The organism is Pseudomonas sp. IT-P395 (assembly GCF_949767675.1).
In the GTDB taxonomy this organism is placed as follows: domain Bacteria; phylum Pseudomonadota; class Gammaproteobacteria; order Pseudomonadales; family Pseudomonadaceae; genus Aquipseudomonas.
Map to the genome: position 1 here is coordinate 22,281 of NZ_CATKPW010000019.1, position 26,957 is coordinate 49,237.

Annotated in this window: 6 protein-coding genes; all 6 read right to left on the minus strand. The window is 62.8% G+C overall.

Going from position 1 to position 26,957, the window contains the following annotated elements; all coding sequences use genetic code 11:
* Positions 1-75: 75 nt before the first annotated feature.
* The 6 genes from ACM6IN_RS15005 to ACM6IN_RS15030 all read right to left on the minus strand — a co-directional run bounded on the left by ACM6IN_RS15005 (position 76) and on the right by ACM6IN_RS15030 (position 26,816).
* Positions 76-12,396, minus strand: coding sequence for a non-ribosomal peptide synthase/polyketide synthase (locus tag ACM6IN_RS15005; protein WP_414916279.1), 12,321 nt, complete (start codon positions 12,394-12,396; stop codon positions 76-78).
* Between the two features lie 13 nt (positions 12,397-12,409).
* The gene (locus tag ACM6IN_RS15010) at positions 12,410-20,233 is read right to left on the minus strand and encodes an amino acid adenylation domain-containing protein (RefSeq protein WP_414916280.1); all 7,824 of its coding nucleotides are present in this window, start codon (positions 20,231-20,233) and stop codon (positions 12,410-12,412) included.
* The gene (locus ACM6IN_RS15015) at positions 20,230-23,631 is read right to left on the minus strand and encodes an amino acid adenylation domain-containing protein (RefSeq protein WP_414916281.1); all 3,402 of its coding nucleotides are present in this window, start codon (positions 23,629-23,631) and stop codon (positions 20,230-20,232) included. The genes ACM6IN_RS15010 and ACM6IN_RS15015 overlap by 4 nt, the downstream gene beginning before the upstream one ends.
* A gap of 178 nt (positions 23,632-23,809) precedes the next feature.
* Entirely contained in the window at positions 23,810-24,793 is a 984-nt protein-coding gene (locus tag ACM6IN_RS15020; RefSeq protein ID WP_414916282.1) for a TauD/TfdA family dioxygenase, read from the minus strand.
* 37 nt (positions 24,794-24,830) lie between these two features.
* The gene (locus ACM6IN_RS15025) at positions 24,831-25,571 is read right to left on the minus strand and encodes a thioesterase II family protein (RefSeq protein ID WP_007917127.1); all 741 of its coding nucleotides are present in this window, start codon (positions 25,569-25,571) and stop codon (positions 24,831-24,833) included.
* 72 nt (positions 25,572-25,643) lie between these two features.
* A complete protein-coding gene (locus ACM6IN_RS15030; protein ID WP_414916283.1) occupies positions 25,644-26,816 on the minus strand; it encodes an MFS transporter in 1,173 nt (390 codons plus the stop codon).
* Positions 26,817-26,957 lie beyond the last annotated feature (141 nt).

The window sequence follows — 26,957 nt, forward strand, 5'->3', positions numbered from 1 at the left end:
CGCTAAAATCCTTGTATCGGCAAAAAAAGGGGCGCACCTCGGCAGCGCCCCCGGAGATGACTGAGCGCGTGGCGATCAGCCCACGCGTGCCATGCAATGCTCGACCAACGCCTCCAGCTCACGCTGGAAATCGTCCATCAAGGCATCCATCGTGCCGGCGCGATAACGCTGGCTGCTGTAGATGCAACGCAAGGCCAACTGACCGTCATAGACCTGGCCGACAATTTCCAGCCAGTTGCCCAGATTGGCTTTCAGGCTGTAGTTGTCGCCGGTTTCTTCCAGCGCTGGCACCAGCAGTGCCTGCTCGTCGAAACTCTGGTCAAACTGCCCCAGGTAGTTGAACGTGACCCGTGCTTGCGGCAGTTCGGCCAGTTGCCGCGCCACCTCAGCCCCAGCCAGATGACGCAATACGCCATAGCCGATGCCCTTCTGCGGTACCGCTGCCAACTGTGCCTGCACATTGACGATCGACTGGCCGATGTCGTCGCTGTCGGGGCGCAAACGCACCGGGAACATGCTGGTGAACCAGCCCAGGCTGCGGCTCAGGTCGATGGACTCGAACAGGTCTTCACGACCATGGCCTTCGAGCAGAATCAGCGCCGACGGTTGTTGACTCCAGCGGCACAGGGCACGACTGAGCGCCGACAACAGCAGGTCGTTGATCTGCGTGCCGTATACCGCCGGAGCCTGTTTGAGCAGTTGTTCAGTGTGCTCGCGAGACAGTTTCAGTCGCGCCTGCGCCTGCTGACGCACGAGGTTTTTGCCCCGCAGGTTGTCGCATGGCAAATCGACGCCCGGCTGATCCAGTTGCTCCCGCCAGTACGCCAGTTCCTGCTCGGCAATCACCGGCGCCTGCGCCTGCAAAGCCTCGGCGAACGATCGGTAACTGCTGGTGCGAATCGGCAGTTTCGGTTCGAGCCCCTGCACACACGCCTCGTATGCCACTTTCAAATCGTCGAGCAGAATTCGCCACGACACGGTGTCGACCACCAAGTGGTGAATCACCACCAGCAGGCGCGCCTGGCCATCCGGCAAGGCGACATGCATCACCCGCCAGACCGGCCCGTCGTCGAGTTTCAGGCTGCGCTGGGCGAGGTTGGCCAAGGCTTCGACCTGTTCGCTGTTGTCCGCCTCGCGGCGCCAGAGCAACGCTTCGCCCTGTTCACTAAGGTCACAGTAACGCTGCAACCAGCGCCCGCCTTCGTGGGAGAACCGCAGGCGCAGCGAGTCGTGATGTTGCGCGATCCAGCCCAGTGCCTGCTCCAGTGCATCGAGGTCCAGCGGCTGGCGCGCACTCAACAGCAATGACTGGTTGTAGTGATGCGCCTCGGCCATGCCTTCGGCAAAGAACCACTCCTGAATCGGCAGAAGATTGAACAAACCCTCGGCGGCGACGTGCGTGACGTCCGCCTGCGGTTTTGGCGTGCCCTCCTTCGCCGCTTCCTGCTCGACGATGCCGGCGATGGTTTGATAACGCATCAGGTCGCGCAGCTTGAGATCCATCTGCAACGTCGGATGGTTTCTGACGCGGGAGATCACCTGCAAACTCAGAATCGAGTCGCCGCCCAGTTCAAAGAAATTATCGCTGATGCCCACTTGTTCGACTTGCAGCACCTGCGCCCAGATGTCCGCGAGCAGGCATTCCTGCTCGTTGCGCGGGGCCAGGTATTGCTCGGTTTTGAACTCGGGTTCCGGCAGCGCCTTGCGATCAAGCTTGCCATTCGGTGTCACCGGGAAAGCACTCAGGCAAACGATCTGCGCCGGCACCATGTATTCCGGCAACGAGGTGCGCAGACCCGCCTTGAGTTCATCGCCAATGTCTTCGCCGGTCGCAGTGACCACATAACCGATCAGTTGCTTGCCGGAAGCATTGTCGCGGGCGATCACCAGTGCGTCGGTGACCGACGGCAACTGGCGCAGACTGGCCTCGACTTCGCCCAGTTCGATGCGGAAGCCGCGGACCTTGACCTGATGGTCGATACGGCCGACGTAATCGACCACACCGTCGGCACGCAAACGCACCAGGTCGCCGCTGCGATACAGGCGTTCACCCGCCGCGAACGGGTTGGGCACGAAGCGCTCGCAAGTCAGCTCCGGACGGCCGTGATAACCCCGGGCGACGCCATAGCCGCCGATGTACAACTCGCCGGCAAAGCCTGGCGGCAGCGGGTTCATATCCTCGTCCAGCACGTACAGCGAGCGTGCGCCCACCGCACGGCCGATCGGCGCATACGCGGCTTCGCAATGCTGGCTGACCGGGACTTTCCAGAGCATCGGCGTGACCACGGTTTCGGTCGGCCCGTAGCCGTTGGTGAAGTACTGCGGACGCAGCGCAGCCTTGACCTGCTCGAAGGTCTGATCCGGCACCGCATCACCGCCGAAGCAGTAGATGCGCACTGGTGGCGGCGCGATACCGCTGGCCGCGGCGTACTCGGCCAGCTGCTTGAGATAGGCCGGCGGGAAGCAGGCAATGGTGATGCCGTAATCATGCAGCGCCTGATAGGTCTGCTCCGGTGTCCACAGGCAACCGTCGCGAATCACCAGACGACCGCCGCTGTACAGGGTGCTCAACCAGCGCTCATGAGCACCGTCGAAGGCGAACGACATGAAGTGCAGTTCGCAACTGCTGGCGTCCATTTCATACAACTCGGCGATGGCCTGACAGTGCATGCTCAGCGGGCCTTGCGTCACCGCGACGCCTTTCGGTCGGCCGGTGGAACCCGAGGTGTAAACCAGATACGCCAGGCCCTGTTCCTGCACCCGGCAGTCGGGGGCGTGGTCGGCATAACGGCTTTCATCAAGGTGATCGATTTCCAGGCGCAGCAGACCTTGCGGCGCCGGCAAGGTCGCTCGCAGGCTGCTCTGGGTCAACAACAGCGCCATGCCCGAATCTTCGATCATGTACGCCAGACGCTCCGGCGGATACTCGATGTCCAGCGGCACATACGCCGCACCGCTCTTGAGCACGGCGAGGAAGCTCACGACCATTTCCAGCGAGCGTGGCAAGGCCACGCCGATGACCACTTCCGGACCGGCGCCGTGTTCGATCAGGCAGTGCGCCAGTCGGTTGGCGCGTTGCTCGAGTTCGGCGTAGGTCAGGTTCATCCCGGCGCATTGCAGAGCAATAGCCTGCGGCTGTTGTTGCGCGTGACGGCTGATCAATTCCGGCAACAGCGCCGCTTGATGGGTATGCGCCGGTTCAGCACTCCAGACCTGCGCCGCTTGCCATTGCTCACCGCTCAAGCGCTGCAAATTACCGAGGCGTTCGTACGGCGCCGCCAGCATCGCGGCGAGGGTGTTTTCCATGGTCTGGCGAATACCGACGACGGCCTCGGCGCTGAAGTGGCTGCGCAAATACAGGTATTCGATCGATAACTCGTCACCGAGCATCACCGCGAGGTCCATCGGCACGTTGGTCACACCGTGGCCGATGGATTTGCCGAAGGTCAGGTCAGTGTCGTTGTCTTCCTGCAGACGGTCGTCGATCGGGAAGTTTTCGAACACCACAATGCTATCGAACAACGCCTGACCACCGAGGCTGGACCAGCGCTGTACATCGGCCAGCGGCGCCTGGGAGTAATCGCGAATGTCGAGGTTGTAGGCCTGCACTTCGCCCAGCCAGTCAGCCAGACGCTGATCGGCTTGCGGCGTCTGAATGATCGGCAAGGTATTGATGAACAGACCGAGCATGTTGCCGACATTCGCCAGACTTTCCGGACGCCCCGACACCGTGGCGCCAAAGGTCACCGTCTGCTGCCCGGTGTAGCGTTGCAACAGCAGCAACCATGCGCCCTGAATCAGCGTGTTGGGGGTGATGCGCAGGTCGCGGCAGAACTGCAACAGCCGCGCGGTCTGCGCTGTGTCCCAGTTCGAATAGATCGCATCGTGACCGGCAACATCGGCGCTGTGGCGCGGGTGCATCGCCTGGCTCAGTGCCGTCGGCTCGCTGACCACCGCCAGGCGCGCCTTCCAGAACAACTCCTGGGCGTCCTGATCCTGTGCCTGCAGCCAGGCGATGAAGTCGCGGTAACGACCGTTCTCGCCGATGATTTCGCCCTTGGCGTAATACTGCAGGACCTCACCGAACAGCCGCGAACTGCTCCAGCCGTCCATGAGGATGTGGTGGCTGGTCCAGATCATCTGGTACTGATCGTCGCTCAGGCGCAGCAGGGTCACCCGCAACAAACGCGCATCGGCCAGATTGAAACCGAGCGCGCGGTCATCGCTGGCAAACGCGGCAATCCGCTCCTCACTGGTCTCCTGACCACGCCAATCGAGCACCTGCATTTGCAACGGCGCATGGCGATGCACCACCTGCAACGGTTTGGCCAGGCCGTCCTGCCAATGGAAACTGGTGCGCAGAATCGCCTGACGGGCGATGACAAATTCCCACGCCTGGCGGAAGCGTTCCACATCCAGGCCCTTGATCGGCAGGCTGACCTGTTGCACGTAAAGGCTGCTGCCGTTATCCGACAGCGTGTGGAAGAGCATGCCTTCCTGCATCGGCGACAGCGGGTAGACATCCTCGATCATGTCCGCCGGCACTGGCAACGCATCGAGCTGCGCCTGATCCAGTTCGGCCAACGGATAATCCGCAGGCGCCTCGCCAGTCGAGTGCTCGAGTGAGACCACTGCAGCCAGCTTCTGCACGGTCTGCTGCTGGAACAGGTCTTTGGGGGTGAAGCCAATCCCCTGCTGACGCGCGCGGCTGACCAGTTGAATCGAGATGATCGAGTCGCCGCCCAGCGCAAAGTAGTTGTCGGTCACGCCGACCCGCTCGATCTTCAGAATGTCCTGCCAGACCTCGGCCAGTTGCTGCTCCAGCGGCGTCGACGGCGCCACGTATTCGCGCTGCGACTGGCTGACGTCCGGTGTCGGCAAGGCCTTGCGGTCGAGTTTACCGTTGGGGGTCAGCGGCAACTGTTCGAGGAACAGCCACTGCGCCGGCACCATGTATTCCGGCAGGTGCGCCTTCAACGCGGCCTGCAGCGTTTCACTCAAATCGTCCAGTTGTTCGAGGCTGAGGCTGCTGTCACTTGGCACCACATACGCGACCAGTTGCTGGCCACTGTGGCCATCCACCGCCAACACCACACCTTCGCGCACATTGTCCTGAGCGAGCAGACGCGCTTCGATTTCACCCAGCTCGATACGGAAACCGCGCACCTTGACCTGATGATCGATACGCCCGACGTATTCGATTCGGCCGTCCTCCGTGAAGCGAGTCAGGTCGCCGGTGCGGTACATGCGCTCGCCACTGCTCGAGAATGGATTGGGCAGGAAACGTTCGGCGGTCAGGCCCGGGCGGAACAGGTAGCCACGGGTGATGCCGTCGCCGGCCAGATACAGCTCGGCCGCCACGCCAATTGGCGCTTGCTGCAATTGCTCATCGAGCAGGTACGCCGTGGTGTTGACCAGCGGCCGGCCGATGTTCGCCTGACCACCAAGTTCGCGGCGGGTGCAGGTCGAATAGGTGGTGTCTTCCGACGGCCCGTACAGGTCGTAGACATGCGCCACCGCCGTCTCGCGGTAGAGCGTGTCGACCAGGCTCTGCTTCAACGGCTCACCGGCGAGGTTGATGATGCGCACGCCCGGCGGAATTTGCCCGGTGCGTTGCAGCGCGGCAATCGCCGACGGCACGGTGTTGATCAGGCGCACCTGATCGCGCTCCGGCAAGTCCGGCAGCTCCAGGGCATTGCGCGCCATGACGATCGAGCCGCCGCGTGCGAGGGTGACGAAAATCTCCCACACCGACAGGTCGAAGCACACCGACGTCGACGCCAGCACACCGTGCAGATCGTCTTCGCTGTAGACCTCGGCAGACCAGTGAATCAGCGCCTGTACGTTGCGGTGGGCGATGGCAACACCTTTCGGTTTGCCGGTGGAACCCGAGGTATAGATCACGTAGGCCAGATTGGCCGAATCAGCGCGCGCCGGAAGATTGTCCGCAGGCTGCTCGGCAAACGCCGCACCTCCGGCCTCGACCAACACCACCTGTGCGTCGGTCTGCGGCAGTTGTGCCAGCAGCGACTGCTGCGTCAGCAAGACTTTCGCCTGACTGTCGTCGAGCATGTAGGCCACGCGATCTGCCGGGTAATCCGGGTCCAGCGGCACATAGGTGCCACCGGCCTTGAGCACCGCCATCAGGGCGATCACCAGTTCCGCCGAACGCGGCATCGCCACGCCCACGCGGATTTCCGCACCGACACCCAGCGCCAGCAGATGATGGGCCAGTTGGTTGGCGCGTTGATTGAGTTCGGCATAGCTCAGGGCGACGCCCGCATGACTCAGAGCCAGTGCCTGCGGATGCGCCGCGACGCGAAGCTCAAAACTCTGCGGGATCAGTCGCTCCGCCGGATACGCAGCCTGATTGGCGTTCCATTGCGCCAGGGTCTGGCGTTCGGCGAATGGCAGCAGGCCGATCTCACCGAGCAGACGCTGTGGCGCCTCAATGAACTGACGCAGCACTTCTTCCAGATGCCCTGCCAGACTCAGCACGCTGCGTTCGGCAAAGTGCTCGGTGAGGTAGTTGAAGTCCAGGTTCAAGACGTCGCTGGCCCCGGCGATCAGGGTCAGACCGTAGTTGGTTTGCTCGCGGTGCTCCAGGCTGCCAAAACGCAGACCGCCCGGGTTGGCTTCCAGCGCTTCGGACACCGGATAATTTTCAAACACCAGCAAGGTGTCGAACAGCGCTTCGCCACTCAACTGAGCCAGACGCTGGATGTCCTGCAACGGCGTCTGCTCGTAGTCGCGCAGCAACAGGTTTTTGTCCTGCACGCTGCGCACCCAGTCGCCGACGCTGAGCGTGGCCTGCGGGCTGGCGATTACTGGCAAGGTGTTGATGAACAGGCCCAATTGCTGCTCGATGCCCGGCAGATCCACCGGACGCCCGGACACCGTGGCACCAAAGGCCACCGTGGCCTGGCCGGTGTAGCGCTGCAACACCAATAGCCATGCGGCTTGTACCAGGCTGTTGAGGGTCACTTGCTGCTGACGGGAGAAACCGTTCAGGCGCTGAGTGAAGGCTTGGTCAAAATGCAGGCGATGCATCTGTTTGCCCGGCCCCGGCACGATACGCCCGTGGCAAGCCGAGGCCAGTCGGGTCGGTTCCTCCAGTGCGGCCAGCTGTCCGCGCCAGAAATCCTGTGAGGCGGCTTTGTCCTGACCTTGCAGCCAGACCAGGAAATCACGGTAACGACCCTGCGCGCCCGGCACCGGTTGACCGGCGTAATCCTGCAACACCTCGCCGAACATCCGCGAGTTGCTCCAGCCATCCATGAGGATGTGGTGGCAGGTGAAAATCAGCCGATGGCGATCATCAGCCGTGCGCAGCAGGCACAGACGCAGCAGCGGCGGATTCTGCAGATCGAAACCGCGCTCGCGATCAGCCTGCGCCCGCGCCTCAAGCACGGCTGGCAAGTCCGCCACACCGCGCACATCGACTTCGGGCATTTCCAGGGTCAACTGGCGATTGATCACTTGCAACGGCGCATCGAGACCGTCGCGGCCCCAGATGAACCCGGCACGCAACACTTCATGACGATCCACCACGCGTTGCCACGCCTGCTGGAAACGCGCCACGTCGAGGCCGTCGATATCCAGCAGCATCTGATAGACGTAGGCGCTGGCATCGGCGTCGTACAGGCTGTGGAACAGAATGCCTTGTTGCATCGGCGCCAGCGGATAGATGTCCTCGATGCGTTGGGCGGCGATCGGCAAGCTGTCCAGGTGCGCCTGGGACAACCCGGCCAACGGCACATCCGACGGCGTCAAACCACCGCTTGGATGGCTCAGGCAATGGTCGATCAACTCGCTCAGCGCCACTTCATAAGCACGGGCCAAAGCGTTGATGGTGGAGTCTTCGAAGACATCGCCACTGTAAGTCCAGGTCAGGCTCAGTTGGCCCTGATAGACCCGGCCATCGATGGTCAGCCAGTTGGCCATCGGCGCGTTTTCGTCCTGGCCGGCGCCCTTGTCTTCGGTAGCCGGCACCCACAGGGCGCCTTCGTCGAAGTTGTTGTCGAACTGGCCAAGGTAGTTGAACGTCACTTTCGGATGTGCGAGATCGTTCAATGCGGCTTGCGACTCGGCGCTGCCCAGATAACGCAGCAAGCCATAGCCGATGCCTTTGTGCGGGATCGCGCGCAGTTGCTCCTTGATGCCTTTGATCGAGGTTTCGAGACTCGCGTCCGGGGTCAGGCGCACCGGGAACATGCTGGTGAACCAACCCACCGTGCGGCTCAGGTCGACGTCATCGAACAGGTCTTCCCGACCATGCCCCTCAAGCTGCACCAGTGCGCTGTCGGTGTTGGTCCATTGGCACAGCACGCGGGCCAGCGCGGTCAGCAGCAGGTCGTTGACCTGGGTGCGATAAACCGCCGGCGCCTGTTGCAGCAACTGACGGGTGCGTTCGGCGTCGAGACGCGTATCGACGCTGCGTTCGAAACGGTTGCTCAACTGGCCCTGCGGATTGTCCAGCGGCAGTTCGACCGACACATCGCGCAGCTGCCCGCGCCAGTAATCCAGTTCGCTTTCCAGCTCGGCACTGCGGGCATGCTCCTGCAGACGCTTGCCCCAATCCTTGAACGCGCTGGTCTTGGCCGGCAGACGCACAGCCTGACCGCTGCTCAGCTGTTGATAGGTCGTTTGCAAATCCTCCAGCAGGATCCGCCACGACACGCCATCGACCACCAGGTGATGAATCACCAGCAACAGACGCTGGCTGGCGTCCGGCAAGTCAACCAATGCCGCGCGAATCAACGGGCCATCGAGCAAATCCAGACTGCGCTGCAACTCATGGCAAAGCGCTGGCAATGCGGCGCTGTCGTCCAGTGTGACCGTGCGCAGCAAGGCGTGCGCCTGATCCGCAGGCGCGTGGCGCTGCTGCCAGCCGTCGTTAGTCTGGCAGTAGCGCAGGCGCAGGGCGTCGTGGTGGCGTTGCAGGTGCAACAGCGCCTGTTCCAGTGGCGCCGCTTGCAGCGTGGTAGCCGGGGTCAACAGGATCGACTGGTTCCAGTGATGCCGCGCCGGGATGTCGCTATTGAAAAAGTAATGCTGGATCGGTGTCAGCAGCGCGTCGCCGAGCACTTCGCCCTGCTGCATCTGCACCGCGTCGCTCTGTTGCGCGACAGTCGCCAGACGTTGCACGGTCTGGTGCTGGAAGATGTCTTTGGGGGTGAAGCGAATGCCCGCATGACGGGCGCGGCTAACCACCTGAATCGAAATGATCGAGTCACCGCCCAGCTCGAAGAAGTTGTCGTTGAGCCCGACACGCTCGACCTTCAGCACGTCCTGCCAGATCTCGGCCAGACGCTGTTCCAGTGGGTTGCGCGGCGCGGCATACACTTCCTGTACCTGCGCAACTTCCGGATGCGGCAGTTGCTTGCGATCGAGCTTGCCGTTGGCCGTCAGCGGCAGACGCTCAAGGAACGCCCAACTGACCGGGACCATGTAGTCCGGCAGGGTCTCGCGCAAATGTGCCTTGATCGAATCGCGCAGTGCACCCTGCCCTTCGCCGTCCAGTTGTTCTTTCGCGACGATCCACGTCGCCAGTTGCTGGCCGCTGATACCGTCGACCGCCAGCACCACCGCTTCGCGCACCTCAGGGTGCTTGAGCAGTTGCGCTTCGATTTCGCCCAGCTCGATACGGAAACCACGAATCTTCACCTGATGGTCGATCCGCCCGATGTACTCGATCACGCCATCGCCGCGCAGCCGCGCCAGGTCACCGGTGCGATACAGGCGCTCGCCGGCCTGCGGATTGAACGGATCGGGAACGAATCGCGTGGCGGTCATGCCGGCCTGATTCAGGTAGCCCCGGGCCAGACCGGCACCGGCGATGTACAACTCACCGATGCAGCCTTGCGGCACCAGATTCAGCGAGCTGTCGAGCAAGTACCACGACAAGTCGACAATCGGCTCGCCGATCGGGCTGCTGTGGCTTTGCTCAAGATCAGCCATCGACAACGGTCGGTAAGTCACGTGCACGGTGGTTTCGGTGATGCCGTACATATTGATCAGCGTTGGCGCGCGGTCGCCGAAACGCTCGAACCACGGGCGCAGGCTCTGAACTTCCAGCGCCTCGCCACCAAACACCACGTAGCGCAATGAGTTGCTGCGCGTCGACTCGCTGGCGACCTGCATCAATGGCTTGAACGCCGATGGCGTCTGGTTCAGCACGGTGACGTTTTCATCGCACAGCAGGGTGTAGAAATCTTCCGGAGAACGGCTGATGTCATGCGGCACCACCACCAGTTTGCCGCCATACAGCAGCGCGCCGAAAATCTCCCAGACCGAGAAGTCGAAGGCGTAGGAGTGGAACAGCGTCCAGCTGTCCTGCGGGCCGAAATCGAACCAGTGCTCGGTGGCACTGAACAGCCGCATGACGTTGCCGTGCGGCAGCAATGCGCCTTTCGGTTTGCCGGTTGAACCGGAGGTGTAAATGACGTACGCCAGGCTATCCGGCGTGGTCAGGCACAGCGGATTGGTTTCAATGCGGTGTTCTGGCGCCTGATCCAGATCGAGGCACGCCAGCCCCGACGGCACCGGCAGTTGCGCGAGCAGATGGCCTTGGGTCAACAGCAGCTCGATGCCGCTGTCCTCGATCATGTAGCTCAAGCGATCATCCGGATAACCCGGATCCAGCGGCACATAAGCGCCACCGGCCTTGAGCACAGCGAGGATGGCGACAATCATGTCCAGCGAACGCTCGACCGCCACGCCAACACGCACATCCGGGCCGACGCCACGGGCGATCAACGCATGCGCCCACTGGTTGGCGCGACGATTGAGTTCGGCGTAGGTCAGGCGTTGCCCGTCATACGTCACGGCGACCGCGTCGGGATAACGCTCGGCCTGCGCTTCAATGGCTTGGTGAATGCACTGCTCAAGCGGTTGCTCGACCCGCTGAGGATTCCACTGCGCCAGCAATTGTTGCTGCTGACCGGCATCGAGCATCGGCAACTGGCCGATACGTTGCGTCGGCTCGGCGACGATGGCCTGCAACAACGCGTTCCAGTGTTGCGCAAGACGCTCGATGGTCACCGCGTCGAACAGATCCGTGGCGTACTTGAGCACGGCTTCGATGCCATGGGCCTGTTCGGTGGTGTTGAGGGTCAGGTCGAACTGCGCGGTCTGGCTCTGCCATTCCAGCGGCTCGATGTTCAGGCCATTCAAACGGGTTTCGACACTCGCGCGGCGCTCGGCCTGATGGTTGAACATCACCTGGAACAGCGGACTGTGACTGAGGCTGCGGCCCGGTTCCAGCGCTTCGACCAGTTGCTCGAAGGGCAAGTCCTGATGGGCCTGCGCTTGCTGCGCAGTCTGTTTGACCTGACGCAGCAGATCGACAAAGGACATCTGCCCGTCGATGTCGGCCTTGAGCACCTGAGTGTTGACGAAGAAGCCGATCAGCCGCTCGATTTCCACCCGGCCACGGTTGGCATTCGGCACGCCGACGCGGATGTCGGCCTGACCGCTATAACGGTGCAACAGGGCCTGGAACGAGGCCAGCAAGACCACGAACAGGGTGACGTTTTCTTGCCGGGCGAAGGCCTTGAGCGCGTGGCTCAGCGTCGGGTCGAGAATCAGGTTGTGGCTGGCGCCGGCGAAACTTTGCTCGATGGAACGCGGGCGATCCATCGGCAGTTCCAGCACCGGTTGTTCGCCGCCGAGTTTCTCTTGCCAGTAGGCCAGTTGCCGCTCCTGCTCACCGGCCTCCATCCACTGCCGTTGCCACAAGGCGTAGTCGGCGTATTGAATCGGCAAGGCCGGCAGACCGGCATCGTGACCGAGGTTGAAACCGGCGTAGAGCTGCACCAGTTCCTCGATCATCACTTGCAGCGACCAGCCATCGGAGACGATGTGGTGCAGGGTCAGCACCAGCACATGGTCATTGGGGGTGACTTGCAGCAGCGCTGCGCGCAAGAGCGGGCCGTGCTGCAGGTCGAACGTTTTCTGGCTCTGGGTCTGCACGAACGCCTGGATCAAAGCATCCGCGTCGTTGGTCAGCTCAGCGCTCAGTTGATGAGTCTCCAGTGCAAAGGGTCCTGCGGGCAGGACCACTTGCAAGGGTTGCGCGGTTTCCTGAGAGAACACCGTGCGCAAGGTTTCGTGTCGTTCGATCAGCGCCTGAACACTGCGCTCCAGCGCGCTGACATCCAGCGGGCCCTGCAAACGCAGGGCCGTCGGAATGTTGTAGGCCGCACTGTGCGGCGCCCACTGCCAGAGAAACCACTGGCGCTGCTGAGCGTAGGACAGCAGCAACGGCTCCTCAGCCGTGCGCTTGAAAACCGGGGCAATGTCAAAGAGGTTGACGCCTTTCTGCTTGAGCAGAACCGCCAGAGCCTTTCTTTGCTTAGCCGAAAGTTGTCCTACCGACTCGATTAACTCTTGCACGCGTTTTTCCCTCTCAAGAAATCAGTTTTTCCAGATCATCGAGGGATAGACGTTTGAGGGCCTCCAGGGATTTAGCCAATTCATCCTGAACGGGCGACATTTCGACGCGCAAGGCCTCGATTCGCGCACAGAACGCCTTGAGGGTGTCGGTTTCGAACAGCTCTTTGAGCGGCACCTTGTCGCCCAGACGCTCCTTGATCCGGGTCACCACCAGCGTCGCCAGCAACGAGTGCCCGCCAAGCTGGAAGAAGTTGTCCGCGAGGCCCACCTGCTCAACCTCCAGCACTTCCTGCCAGATCGTCGCCACTTCCCACTGCAAATCGCTTTGCGGCGGTTGGTAATGCTGCTGCGTCGGGCCGTCGCCCAAGGCCATCAGAGCCTTGCGATCGAGCTTGCCGTTGGGGGTCAGCGGGATGGCGTCGATCAGGTGCACGTGGCCCGGCACCATGTGCGCTGGCAAGCGACTGGCCAGTGCACTGCGCAAGCGTTCCACCCACACCGTTTGATCGACCACTGCCTGCGCCACCACGTAGGCGTGCAGGTGTTTACCGGCGGCACCGTCCTGCGCGAGCACCACGGTTTCGCGGACTTCGTTCTGCTCCAGCAAGCGTGCTTCGATTTCGCTGAGCTCGATACGGAATCCGCGAATCTTCACCTGATGGTCGGCCCGGCCGATGTACTCGATGTTGTCATCGCTGCCCTGGCGTACCAGATCGCCAGTGCGGTACAGGCGCTCGCCGTTGCTGGCGTACGGATTCGGCACAAAGCGCTCGGCGGTCAGTGCCGCGCGCAGCAGATAACCCCGGGTGACACCGGCACCGCCCAGGTACAACTCGGCAGGCACGCCACTCGGCAGTACTTGCAACTGGCTGTCGAGCAGATAGGCCACGGTGTTCGGCAACGGTCGGCCGATGTTCGCCTGCCCCTGGGGTGTGCGCAGGGTGAAGGTCGAATAGGTGGTGTCCTCCGACGGCCCGTAGAGGTCGTAGACCAACTGCACCGACGTGCTCGCGTAGAGCGTGTCGACCAGGCTTTGCTTGAGCGGTTCGCCGGCCAGATTGATGGTCGCCACCGAATGCGGAATCTGCCCGGCCCGTTGCAGCGCGGCAATCGCCGACGGCACCGTGTTGATCAGCGTGACCTGTTCGCGGGCCGGCAAATCGGCCAGCGCCAGCGCATTGTCCGCCAGCACCAGGCAACCACCGCAGGCCAGGGTGACAAAGATTTCCCAGACCGACAGGTCGAAGCAGATCGACGTCGAGGCCAGCACACCGCGCAGTTGGTCTTCGTGATAGACCCCGGCCGACCATTGAATCAACGCCGACAGGTTGCCATGGGTGATGGCCACGCCTTTCGGTTTGCCGGTGGAGCCGGAGGTGTAGATGACATACGCCAGATTCTGCGCAGTGACATTCACCAGCGGTGCCGTTGTCGGGAACGCGCTCAACGCGCCCTCTTCCACCAACAGCACCTTCGCGCTCAAAGTCTCAGGCAACAGCGCCAGTGCGGCCGGCTCGGTGATCAGCACGGCGGCGCGGCTGTCGTCGAGCATGTGCAACAAGCGTTCCTGTGGATAGTCCGGATCCAGCGGCACATAGGCGCCACCCGCCTTGAGGATCGCCAACAGCGCCACGAGCATGTCCGGCGTGCGGCGCATGCACACCCCGACCCGCACCTCCGACCCGACGCCCAGTGTTTGTAGCTGGTGCGCCAGGCGATTGGCCCGGGTATCGAGGCTCTGATAATCGATCCGTTGCTCGGCGAACAGCACCGCATGTGCTTGTGGCTGACGCTGCACCTGCGTAGCGAGATGTTCCAGCACTGTGCGCGCGTCCGTTGCCGTAACGTCGGCCTTGCCCCAGGCGATAGCCTGTTGACGCTGCGGCTCTGCGAGCAATTGCAGCGCACCCAACGGCTGAGAGGCATCGGCGAGGAACTGCGTCAGCAGGCTCTGCAGTTGCGCGCTCAAACCGCTGATTGCGGCCGCATCGAAACTGGCCCGGTCGTAACTGATCCCCAGGCTCAGTTCACGCCCGGTCACCGCCACCAGCGTCAACGGGTAGTTGGTCTGTTCCTGACGACGAATCGCCGAGAACGTCAGCCCCGTGGCCGGGCCCTGTTGCAGCGCTTCGGCCATCGGGTAGTTTTCGAACACCAGAATGCTGTCGAACAACGCACCGTTACCCGCACCGGCCCAACGCTGAATGTCGTAGAGCGGCGTGTGTTCGTGCTCGCGCAAGGCCAGATTGACGTCTTGCACCTGTTGCAGCCACTGGCTGACGACGATCTCGGCGGACGGCGCCGCGACCACCGGCAAGGTGTTGATGAACAGACCGATCTGCTGCTCGACGCCCGGCAAATCCGTCGGACGCCCGGCGACGGTGGCACCGAATGCCACATGGTCCTGCCCGGTATAACGCTGCAACAGCACCAGCCACGCCGCTTGCACCAAGGTGTTGAGGGTGACTTTCTGCTCGCGGGCGAAGCGGTTCAAGTCCGCCGTCAAGGTTTCGCTGAATACATGCTCGTGATCGGCGTAACCGCTGGCCGCGTGCTGCCCGCCCGACACGGCACTGGCCAGACGCGTCGGCTCATCAAGATCAGCGAGGGCTGTCGTCCAGAAATCACGACTGGCCTGCTGATCACGCTGACCCAGCCATTCGATGTAATCGCGATAACGCCCCTGCCCGACCGCCGGGGTCAGGCCGGCATAACGCTGCAGCACTTCGCCGAACAACTGCGAGGTGCTCCAGCCGTCCATGAGGATGTGGTGGCAGGTGTAGATCAGGTGATGCGTAGCCTCACCCGTGCGCACCAGCGTCACCCGCAACAGCGGCGCGCCGGTCAGGTCGAAACCGCTGGCCAAGTCCTCGCTGGCCAGTTGCTCCAGCGCCGCACCGATGTCAGCACGACCGCGCCAGTCCTGCATGCGCCATGGCATCTGCGCACTCTGACGAACCACTTGCACCGCCGCGACGGCATCCTGTGGCCAGACGAATGCCGTGCGCAGGATCTCGTGGGCATCAACGGTTTGCTGCCAGGCCTGCCGGAAACGCTCGGCGTCGAGGTGTTGCACATCGACGCGCAATTGATTGGTGTACGCCGGGCTGTCCGGATCGTTGACGCTGTGGAACAGAATGCCCTGCTGCATCGGCGACAACGGATAGAGGTCGACGATGTCGCGGGCCGGGATCGGCAGCGCCGACAGCTGTGCCTGGGTCAGTGTTGCCAGACTGAAGTCCGACGGCGTCACAGCCGCCTCGCCACTGTCGCAGCAATGCTCGATCAAACGCTCCAGCTCGCGACGATAGGCCTCGGCCAGCGCCTCGACCGTTTCTGTGCGATACATGCCGGTGCCGAAGGTCCAGGTCAATTCCAGCTCACCGCCATAGACCTGACCATCAACGCTCAGCCAGTTACCCAACGGTGCAGCCGCGTCCTGATTGGCGCCGGTGCTTTCACCACTCGGCACGAACAGCGCGCCGGCGTCGGCGTTGAACGCACCGTCGAACTGGCCGAGGTAGTTGAAGGTCACGCGCGGCTGCGGCAATCCCTGCAACTCGGCGGATTGGCTCAGGTAACGCAACACTCCAAATCCGATGCCTTTGCCCGGCACCGCACGCAATTGCTCCTTGATCGCGCAGAGGGACGCACCCGGCGTAGCTTCGGGTGTCAGGCGCACCGGGAACAAGCTGCTGAACCAGCCCACGGTGCGGCTCAGGTCGATGTCGTCGAACAGGTCCTCACGGCCATGACCTTCGAGCTGAATCAGTACCGAAGGCTGTTCGCTCCAGTCACACAACACCCGCGCCAGGGCCGCCAGCAGCAGGTCGTTGATCTGCGTGCGATACGCCGCTGGCGCCACTTTCAGCAGTTTGTGGGTCAGTGTCTGGCTCAGGCGCGAGCTGGCGCGGCCCGCCTGTTCGCGGGTCTGGGTGTCCTGGGGGAAATCGCGTGGCAGTTGCGCGTCGCTCGCCTCCAGGGTTTGCCGCCAGTAACCACTTTCAGCGGTCAGCGCTGCGCTCTGCCCGTAACGATGCAGATGTTCGGCCCAACTGTGCAGCGAGCTGCTTTTGCCCGGCAAGACCAGCGGCGTGCCCGCCGCCAGCGCAGTGTAAGCGTGCTGCAGATCTTCCAGCAGAATGCGCCACGACACGCCATCCACCACCAAGTGATGAATAACCAGCAACAGGCGCTGCTCAGCGTTCGGCAGATTCACCAGCACCGCCCGCACCAAACGCCCTTGTTGCAGATCGAGACTGCGTTGGGCGTCGTCGGCGAGTGCCGGCAAAGCGTCCACGCTGGCAAGTTCGCGCACCCACAACAGCTCCGGATCACGTTGGGTCTGCGGCATTGCCTGCCAGATATCACCGCAGGCCTGGAAATTCAGCGTCAATGCTTCGTGCTGTTCGATCAGCGCCGCCAGCGCTGTGCGCAGAGGCGCGGCGTCGAGCGGTGTGGTCGGCTGCAGCATCACCGACTGGTTCCAATGCTGACGCTGGGCAATCGCGGTTGCGAAGAACCGTGCCTGAATCGGCAGCAATGGCAACGGTCCGCGAGCGGCCGGTACCGCAGCCGTGACGGGTTTGGCTTCGATCAGCTTGGCCACAGCGGCCAGTTGGCCGATGGTCTGTTTTTCGAACAGTTGCTTGGGGCTCAGCTTGATGCCCTGGCGTTTGGCGCGAGCGATGATTTGCAGGCTGAGGATCGAGTCGCCGCCCAGTTCGAAGAAGTTGTCGGTGCTGCCCACGCGCTCCAGTTTGAGCACGTCGGCCCAGATCGCCGCGAGTTTTTCTTCGATTTCACCCACTGGTGCGACGAAGTGTTGAGTGACCACACCCGGCACCGGCAAGGCACGTTTGTCGAGCTTACCGTTGGCCGTCAGCGGCAATGTTTCCAGTAACACAATCTGTGTGGGAACCATGTAGTCCGGCAGGCACGCCTGCAATTGCTCGCGCAGCGCCTGCGCCTGCAAGGTCAGCCCCGCCGTTGGTACACACCACGCAACCAGTTGCAGACGCGTCGGGTCGTCATCCAGTGCCAGCGCCAGCACCGCCGCTTCGCTGACGCCGTCCAGGCCCAGCAACACCCGCGCGACTTCCGCCGGTTCCACGCGATAACCGCGCACCTTGACCTGATCGTCGGCGCGGCCGATGAATTCCACCGTTTGCTGACGATTGCGGCGTACTCGGTCGCCGCTGCGATACACCCGCGCACCCGGCGCGCCGAACGGATCCGGCAGGAAGCGCTCGGCGGTCAGCCCTGGCTGATTCAGGTAGCCCAGCGCGACGCTGTCACCACCGATATACAACTCGCCGGCCACCTGATCGGCAACGTTGTTCAGCACATCGTCGAGCACGTAAACGTGAGCGCCGGCCAGTGCGCTACCGACCGGTACGCTGCGCGTCAGGGTCAGATCACCGACTTCATGGGCCAGTACGCCCACCGTGGTTTCGCTCGGCCCGTAGTGGTTGATGATGCGGCAGCCCGGTTTGAGCTCGCGCACGCGCTCGACCAGCGCTGGCGAGCATGCTTCACCGCCGACGATCAGCGCGTGTTCCGGTAGCACGTCGGCAGCCCGCGTGGCCTGCAGCAACGCGGCCAGATGGCCCGGGACGATTTTCAGCATGCCCACTTGATGCCTGGCCATGTACTCGGCAAACCGGTCCGGATCGAAGCCCAATTCTTCCGGCAAGACATGCAGCAGTCGTCCCGAACACAGCGCACCGAACAGCACGGTAAAACCAAGGTCGGCGGCGATGGTCGAGACCAGCGCCATGCTGGCGTCCGCTGTCGGCGCCAGTCGCTCAAGCACACCGCGCACATAACTGCCCAGCGCGCCATGGCTGACCAGTACACCTTTCGGTTGCCCGGTGGAACCGGAGGTGTGAATCACATACGCCGGTGATTGCGCGCACAGCGTCACGGCGGGGCAAGTGTCCGGCATGGACTGCCACTGCTGCGCTGCAAAGGCGATGCCCTGACAACCATCGACCGCCAGCGCGGACACGCGTGCATCGCCGTCGGCGCACAACAGCAGCCGTGCTTTCGCAGCGCCGAGCATCTGCTGCAAACGTGCGTCCGGCGCTTTGACGTCCAGCGGCATGTACACCGCACCCGCCTTGAAGATCGCCAGCACCGAAGTCAGCCAGTCCAGCGAACGCTCCATCAGCACCGCCACCGGCTGGCCATCGCGCACGCCTTGGGCGCGCAAATGATGGGCCAGCCGATTGGCCGCCTGATCCAGCACCTGATAACTCAAAGCCTGATTCAGGTCGCGCGCGGCCAGCGCTTCAGGCTGGCGGGCGACCTCACGATCCCAGTGCTGCAACACCGACAACGCCGGTTCGGCGGGTGCCGGGAGTGGCGCTGGCGAGATCTGCGCAACACTGTGCAACGGCGCTTGCGGCGCTTTCAGCAATTCGCTGAACAGACCGAGCAAGGCCGGCACAAAAGCTTCGACGGTTTCCGCCCGATAGAGGTCGCTGGCATAGGTCATCTGGCCGTGAATCAGCGTGCCGTCATCGGTAATGTCCAGCGCCAGATCGAAGTGAGTGCCATCCTTGTCCAGCGGATACTCGGCCACGCTCAGCCCGGGCAGCGCCATCGAACGCTGCTTCTGCATACCGACGTTCTGGTTGAACTTGGCCTGGAACAGCGGGTTGTGGCCCAAGGTGCGTTCTGCCACCAACTCGTCCACCAGTTGCTCGAACGGCAACTCTTGATGCGCCTGCGCACCGAACGCGGCTTCACGCACCCGCGCCAGCAAATCCTCGAAACTGCCGCGTTCATCCACCTCGCATCGCAGCACCTGAGTGTTGACGAAAAAGCCGATCAGCCCTTCGACTTCAGCACGGCCACGGTTGGCATTCGGCACGCCGACGCGAATGTCACGCTGCCCGGCCTGCCGCGACAGGAACAACGAGAACCCAGCCAGCACCAGCATGAACAGACTGATGCCCTGGCTACGGGCAAAGGCGTTGAGTTGCAGGGACAGCGGCGCACCAAAATCAAAACTCAGGGTCTGGCCCTCGAAGCTTTGCGTCAGTGGCCGGGCAAAGTCCGGCGCGACTTCCAGCAGCGGGTGTTCTTCACCCAGTTGCTGACGCCAGTAATCGAGTTGCCGTTCGCCCTCGCCGGCCTCCAGCCAGCGGCGTTGCCAGATCGCGTAGTCGGCGTATTGCAGCGCCAGCGCTGGCAATTGCGGTTCGCGTTCGAGGCTGAACGCCTGATAGCACTGGACGAATTCCTTGACCATCACGTCCATCGACCAGCCGTCAGAGACGATGTGGTGCATGCTCACCACCAGCACGAACTCTCCGTCGGCCAGCGCAAACAGACTGGCGCGCAGCAGCGGCCCGTGGCGCAAATCGAATGGCCGTGCGGTGACGCTCTGCACCTGTTGCGCCAACGCCTGCTCGCGCTCTGACGGCGGCAGCCCGGTCAGGTCAATGCGTTCCACGGCCAGGGGTTGCTGATCAAGGATGACCTGGTGTGGCTGATCACCGTCAGTCTGGAACACCGTGCGCAGGACCTCATGGCGCGCCACCAGGTGATCGAAGGAGCGCTGCAGCGCCGCTTCGTCCAGACGCCCGTTCAGGCGCAGGCCGGCGGCCATGTTGTAGGCGGCGCTTTGCGGTTCGAGTTGCCAGAGAAACAGCAGACGCTGCTGAGCGAACGACAACGGAATCGGCGCGACATCGTGCCGACTGACCGGCAGCGGCAACAGGCTGAAGTCCTTGCCGTCCTCGCGCAGCTTGGCCAGAAACAGCCGACGCTGTTCCAGCGGCAAGCCGACGAACCTCTTCGCGATACGTTCCGCCATGGTGCCGCTCATACTTCTTCTCCTTGCAAAGCATTCATGAACTGATCCATATCGGACCAGTCGTCGTTCGTTGCACTGTCAGCCAGTTGCGCCAGCACCCCCGCCAGTTCACCCAGCAGCGGTTTCTCGAACAGGCTGCGCAGCGGCAACACCACGCCCAATTGAGTTTTGATGCGCGCGATCACCTGCGCGGCCAGCAGCGAATGGCCGCCCAGTTCAAAGAAGTGATCATCCAGACCGACCCGTGCCACTTGCAGGACCTCTGCCCAGATTTGCGCCAGTTGTTGCTCGGTATCGGTTTGCGGCGGGCGATAGTCGCCTTGCAGTTGACTCGGATCCGGTGCCGGCAAGGCCTTGCGATCGAGTTTGCCGCTCGGTGTCAGCGGCAGGTTCGCCAGCAACAGCAGATGGCCCGGCACCATGTAATCCGGCAGATTGGCTTGCAGCGCCGCGCGGATTTGCTGACGGAACGCCGTTTGCGTCGCTGCACTTTGCAGCACCGCCGGATCGCTGACCACGTAGGCCACCAGTTGCAAACCACCGCTTAGCGGAACTGCCAGCACCACCGCCTCGCGGATGCCGGGGCATTGCTGCAGGCGCGATTCGATTTCGCCCAGTTCGATGCGGAAACCGCGAATCTTCACTTGATGATCGACCCGGCCGATGTACTCCACGGCGCCGTCAAGTCGCAGTCGCGCGCGGTCGCCGGTGCGGTACAGGCGCTGGCCGTCGGCGAACGGGTCGGCGATAAAGCGCTCGGCGCTGAGGGTCGGCTGGCGGTGATAACCCCGCGCCAGGCCAGGCCCGCCGATGTACAACTCGCCCACCGCGCCTTGTGGCAGCAGGTTCAAATCATCGTCGAGCACGTACAGGCGGCGTGCGTCGAGACCGTGGCCGATCGGGATGCCGCGCCACGACACGGCGTCGGCCGTCAGCGCGGTGCAGTCGTGAATGGTCGAAACCACCGTGGCTTCGGTCGGCCCGTAGGTGTTGAGCAAGCGCACATGGCCCAAACCGGCCTGTTGCCACAGGCGCAAACCGTCAACCGCCATCGCCTCGCCGCCGACGTGAATCTGCCGCAGCGCAGCGAAACCGGCCGGTGGATTAGCGGCGTATTCCTGCACCAGCCAATACCAATAAGCGGCCGGCAGATCAGCCAGGGTGATGCCGTGTTCGACAATGACCTGATGCAACGCCGCGCTGTCCCACAACCGCGCATCACGCAGGACGACTGCGGCACCGTGACACAGCGGCGGGAAAAACTGCTCGACGAAGCCGTCGAAGCTGCTGGTGGCGAACTGCAAAACGCGATCGCCTTCGCGCAAGTCGCTGTAATCGATGGCGCGGGCGATGAACTCGCTCAACGCGCCATGACTGACCGCGACGCCTTTCGGGCGGCCGGTCGAGCCTGAGGTGTAGATCACGTAGGCGAGGTTTTGCGCGGCGACCGTCACAGGCAGATTGTCGGCAGGATCACTGTCGGCCAACTGCTCCAGACACAGGCAATCGACGTCATCCAGATCCGGCAGGCTGGCGAGGCTTTCGCGATCGGTCAGCAGCAGTTTCAGGCCACTGTCATCGAGCACGTGGCGCAAACGTTCGGCCGGTGTCTGCGGATCCAGCGGCACGTAAGCGCCGCCGGCCTTGAGCACCGCCAGCAATGCCACTGCCAGTTCCAGCGAGCGCCCCAGCGCCACGCCGACCAGCACGTCAGGGCCGACACCGCGAGTGCGCAACTGATGGGCCAGACGATTGCTGCGGGTGTTCAACTCGGCATAGCTGAGTGACGGCGACGGCTCGGTCGCGAGAATCACCGCCGCTGCCTGCGGCGTGCGCGCCACCTGCGCTTCGAACAGGGTCTGCACACTGGCGAAAACCGGTTCTGCCTTGGTGACTTGAATCAGTTGTGCACGTTCAGTCTCCGCCAGCAGTTCGACTTCGCCGACGATTTGCTGCGGATCACGGCACACGGACGCGAGGATGTTGCGCCAATGCCCGGCCATCGCAGCGATGGTTGCGGCATCAAAAATATCGGTGGCGTAGGTGAAGGCCGCGAACAACTGCTCGCCCTCCTCGCGGGTGTCGAGCATCAGGTCGCTGGTGGCGGCATGTTGGCGACCGCTGCCGGCCAATTGCTCCTCAGTCAAATAGCCCACCTGCAAACCGGACTCGAGTTGCACGTGCTGCAAGTCGGTCACCAGCGGCTGGTGGTTGAACATCACCTGGAACAGCGGGTTGTGGCTTTGGCTGCGCGCCGGTTGCAAGGCTTCGATCAAGGCGTCGAACGGCAGATCCTGATGAACCTGCGCGCCGAGTGCGGCCTGACGCAGGTTCTGCAACAGATCGGCAAAACGTGTTTGCGCGGTGACTTCGCTGCGCAGGATCTGCGTGTTGACGAAGAAGCCGATCAGCCCTTCGGTTTCGCTGCGGGTGCGGTTGGCGATCAGCCCGCCAACGCGAATATCGGTCTGGCCGCTGTAGCGATGCAGCAACGTTTTGAACGCGGCCAGCAACACCACAAACAGTGTCACGCCCTGACGCTGGGCAAGGCTTTTCAGCTCCTGACGCAGCGCTGCGTCGATCACCGTTTCCAGACGCGCGCCCTGATGACTGGATTGCGCCGGATAGGCACGATCGGTCGGCAGCTCCAGCACCGGATGCTCGGCGCCCAATTGCGTACGCCAGTAATCCAGCTGACGTTCGCGCTCACCGGCCTCCAGCCAACTGCGTTGCCACAACGCGTAATCGCGGTAATGCACGGTGAGCGCCGGCAACGACGGCTCGCGCCCCGCCACCCGTGCGTCATAGATGCGCATGAACTCATCGATGAGAATGTTCATCGACCAGCCATCGGCGATGATGTGGTGCAAGGTCAGCAGCAACACATGCTCCTGCTCGGCCAGGCGCAACAGGCGCAGACTGAGCAGCGGGCCATTCTCCAGATCAAAGGCTTGACCGGCCTCAGCCATCATGTGCTGTTGCGCCAGCGGCCAGCGCTGGGCTTCGGGCACCGCACTGAGATCGGTGATCGCCAGTTTCAACGGCCGCGGTTCAGCGACGCGCTGAACCGCGCGCTCACCATCCTGACCGAAGGTGGTGCGCAAGCACTCGTGCCGCGCCGCCAACTGACTGAACGCCTGCTCCAGCGCCTGCGCTTGCAAGTCTCCCGTAAGACGTACCGCCATTGGCAAGTTGTAAGCAGCGCTGTGCGGGTCCAGTTGCCAGAGAAACCACATCCGCTGCTGGGCATACGAAAGTCCGTCTCGCTCGGCGATCCCGTCACAGGCAGTCATGGGCAGCTGCGCAAAATCGATGCCCTCACGGGCCATACCGGCGAGGAACAAACGGCGTTTGTCCTGTGGCAGTTCGATAAAACGACGGGCTAGTTTCTGGGCGTCTGCGGCATTCATGCATGGGGTCCTTGCTGATCGGCGGCGTGACCAGGAGACCCGGTCGTATCAACAAGAACGAATGACAAACGCGATGATTTAGCGCGCTGGCGCAACAGCGGCTCGACGGTAGACACACAAATGCCGAAGCCGGTACGAGACCGGCTTCGGCAGCTTTACCAACAGACGTGGGAATTGCTCAGAGCGGACCCTGTGAATGCCCCTCAGCCATGGCGACAATCACTTTACGCGGACCTTCGAACGGCGAACGCGCGTGCGCCGAGAGCATGTTGTCGAGCATCAGCACATCGCCCTCCTGCCAGGGAAAGCTGATCGCGCACTCATCGAGCACCGCGCGAATCTGCGCCAGCACCTCGTCTTCAATCGCCGAGCCGTCACCGTAGTAAACGTTACGCGGCAAGTCTTCTTCGTCGACAATGTCCAACAGGCTTTCACGCACTTCCGCTTGCAGGTTGGAAATGTGGAACAGGTGCGCCTGATTGAACCAGACGTTGTCACCGGTCACCGGATGGACCGCCACCGCCTGACAGGTCTGGCGGGTGCGCAGTTCACCGTCATCCTTCCATTCGCAGACAATGCCGTGGGCCTTGCAGTAGGCCTCGACGACCTCGCGATCGTCAGTGTCGAACACGTCTTCCCAGGCCACATCCAACCCGTTGCCGAAGTTGCGCACATACATCAGCCCTTTGCTGACGAAGCGCTCGCGAATCGCCGCGGGAACACGCCGATAGACTTCACGGCTGTCGGCAATCGGCGTCTCGCCACCGGACTTTGCCGCGATCATGCTGTAGAACCAGATTTTCATCGGCCAGTCGCGGGAGTAGGCCTGCTCGTTGTGCAGCGGAATGCTCTGGTGCGCCGGGTATTCGGTCGAGGTGTACACGCCCTGCGTCACGTTGGTGCGCGGCGTCGAGCCGAATTCATAGTTCAACAGCGGATGGCCAAAACTCGCCGCGAACTGCCGGAACTGTTCGGCACCGTTCAGACGGAAACCGCGAAACAGTACCCCGCCGTCGCGCAGCAGATGCTCGTCCACCAGTTCTTTCAATTCATCGAACACTGCCAGCAAGTCAGTGTCCGCATCGGTCGCTTCCACCAACAACGGCAAGCGCCCCCGTTGCGGCAGCAGTGGCCGAACGGAAAATCCCACAGCAACAGCCATGACTGGCCTCCTGTAATCACTCGATAGGTGAACCGCGCTAAAAGGCCGGCGCCGCTGCCTGGGCATGACGGCGGTGATGGACTTCCAGATGGGTCTTGATCGTGCGAATGACCCGGGCTTCGTGCTCATGAATGAAGAAGTGCCCACCGGTCATCATGTCCACGGAAAAACTGCCCAGGGTTTCCTTGCTCCAGCCGATCAGTTGCTCGGTGGTCGCGCGGTCTTCCTTGCCGCCCAGCACGTGCACCGGACAATTGAGCAAGGGCCGCTGCGCCGGTGTGAAACGCCCGCACATCATGAAGTCGGCGCGCAGCACCGGCAGGGTCAGGCTCATCAGCTCTTTGTTGGCCAGCACTTCTTCACTGGTGCCCTGAAAAGTGCGCAGTTGATCGATCAATTCCTCATCGCTGCGCGCTTCGGCAAAGCCGCGATCATAGTCACTGCGCAGGGTCGGCGCGGCCGTGCCGGAAGCGAACAGCGCCACCGGCTCCGGCGCACCGAGCTCGCGAAAAGCATGTGCCAGCTCGCACGCCAGCAGCGCACCGAGGCTATGCCCGAACAGCGCGTAAGGCGTTTGCAAGCCGGGCTTGTGCTCGCGGGCCAATTGCCGGGCCAGTGCACGCATGTCGATTTGCAGGGGTTCGTCGAATCGGGCACCGCGCCCGGGCAATTCCACCGGTTGCAGGTGCAACCACGACGGCAGTTGGCGCCGCCAGCGGCTGTAGACCATGGCGCTGGCGCCCGAATAGGGCAGGCACAGCAGTGTCAGCTTTGTCACCGCGTTTACCTCAATAGGGTTATCTGTAAAAGAGAACGGATGAGGTGACGCGGGAATTAGTCGGTTGGCCGATCACTTCAGATGACGGAAACTCTGCACCGCCGACGCGAGGACTACTGCCCCGGCAGCAATCGCCAACCAAAAGCCGCTGCGTGCGCCGAAAGCATCGACCAGCGCGCCCGAACCAGCGGCGCCAATGGCAACGCCGATACTCAAACCAGTCACCAGCCAGGTCAGCCCTTCGGTGAGCTTGGCCGGCGGCACGATGCGTTCGACCAGTGCCATCGCGACAATCAAGGTTGGCGCGAAGAACAGGCCGGCAATGAATACTGCCAGCGCGAGGTCGATAATATTGCTCGCCAGCAACAGTGGCAGCGTCGTCACTGCCGTCGCCACCCCGCCATACAGAAACAATTGCGGCAACGGCAGTTTCGAGCGCATCGCCCCAAACGCAATCCCGGCCAGACACGAACCGATGGCATACACCGACAGCACAATGCTCGCCGCCGCCGGTTGCCCCTGTTGCTGAGCGAACGCGACGCTGACGACATCGACCACACCGACGATCACGCCCATGGCGATCATTAACGCCAGCAACAGCTGAATGTCCGTCGAACCAATGATTGAGCCGTGGTGCTCGAGGGCGTGCGGATGCACCGGCGGCTCGGTGCTGCGCTGGGCGACAAACGCCGTCACGCCGATCGCCAGCGCCAACAGCGCCGCCAGCGGCCCGGCCTCGGGGAACACCGCCACGCACAAGCCCACCGACAGCGGCGGACCGACAATAAAGCAGACTTCATCGAGTACCGACTCCAGCGCGTACGCCGTCTGCAGTTGTGGCTGGCCGCGATAGATTTCCGTCCAGCGCGCCCGCACCATCGCCGACATGCTCGGCATGCACCCGGCCAGCGCGGCGAAGACGAACAGCGTCCAGGTCGGTGCCTGCAAACGCGTGCACAGCAGCAACATCAACAGCGCCCCGCCGCCGATCAATGCCGATACCGGCAGAATCCGCCCCTGACCGAAGCGATCAACCAGCCGCGAAACCTGTGGCGCACAGAACGCCGTTGCCAGGGCGAACGTCGCCGCCACCGCACCGGCCAGCGCATACCCGCCCTTCAACTGCGAGAGCATGGTGATCACGCCGATACCGGTCATGGAGATCGGCATGCGCGCGATCATTCCGGCCAGCACAAAATTGCGTGCACCGGGGGCGTTGAACAATTCGCGGTAGGGGTTTGCCATGGGTTGCAGCCTCGTCAAGGGCCGCCAAGTTGCCATAGGGTCGCGAGGCGTGGAAGCGAGGAATTGTTGGTGGAATGTGAAGGCCTTGCAGATCAAAAGATCGCAGCGTGGCGCCCCGCCAACAGGGGATCGCATTGCAAG

Coding starts and splice junctions, on each gene's coding strand:
- ACM6IN_RS15010 (WP_414916280.1), bottom strand. CDS start 20,233: ATGAGCGGCACCATGGCGGAACGTATCGCGAAGAGGTTCGTCGGCTTG.
- ACM6IN_RS15015 (WP_414916281.1), bottom strand. CDS start 23,631: ATGAATGCCGCAGACGCCCAGAAACTAGCCCGTCGTTTTATCGAACTG.
- ACM6IN_RS15020 (WP_414916282.1), bottom strand. CDS start 24,793: ATGGCTGTTGCTGTGGGATTTTCCGTTCGGCCACTGCTGCCGCAACGG.
- ACM6IN_RS15030 (WP_414916283.1), bottom strand. CDS start 26,816: ATGGCAAACCCCTACCGCGAATTGTTCAACGCCCCCGGTGCACGCAAT.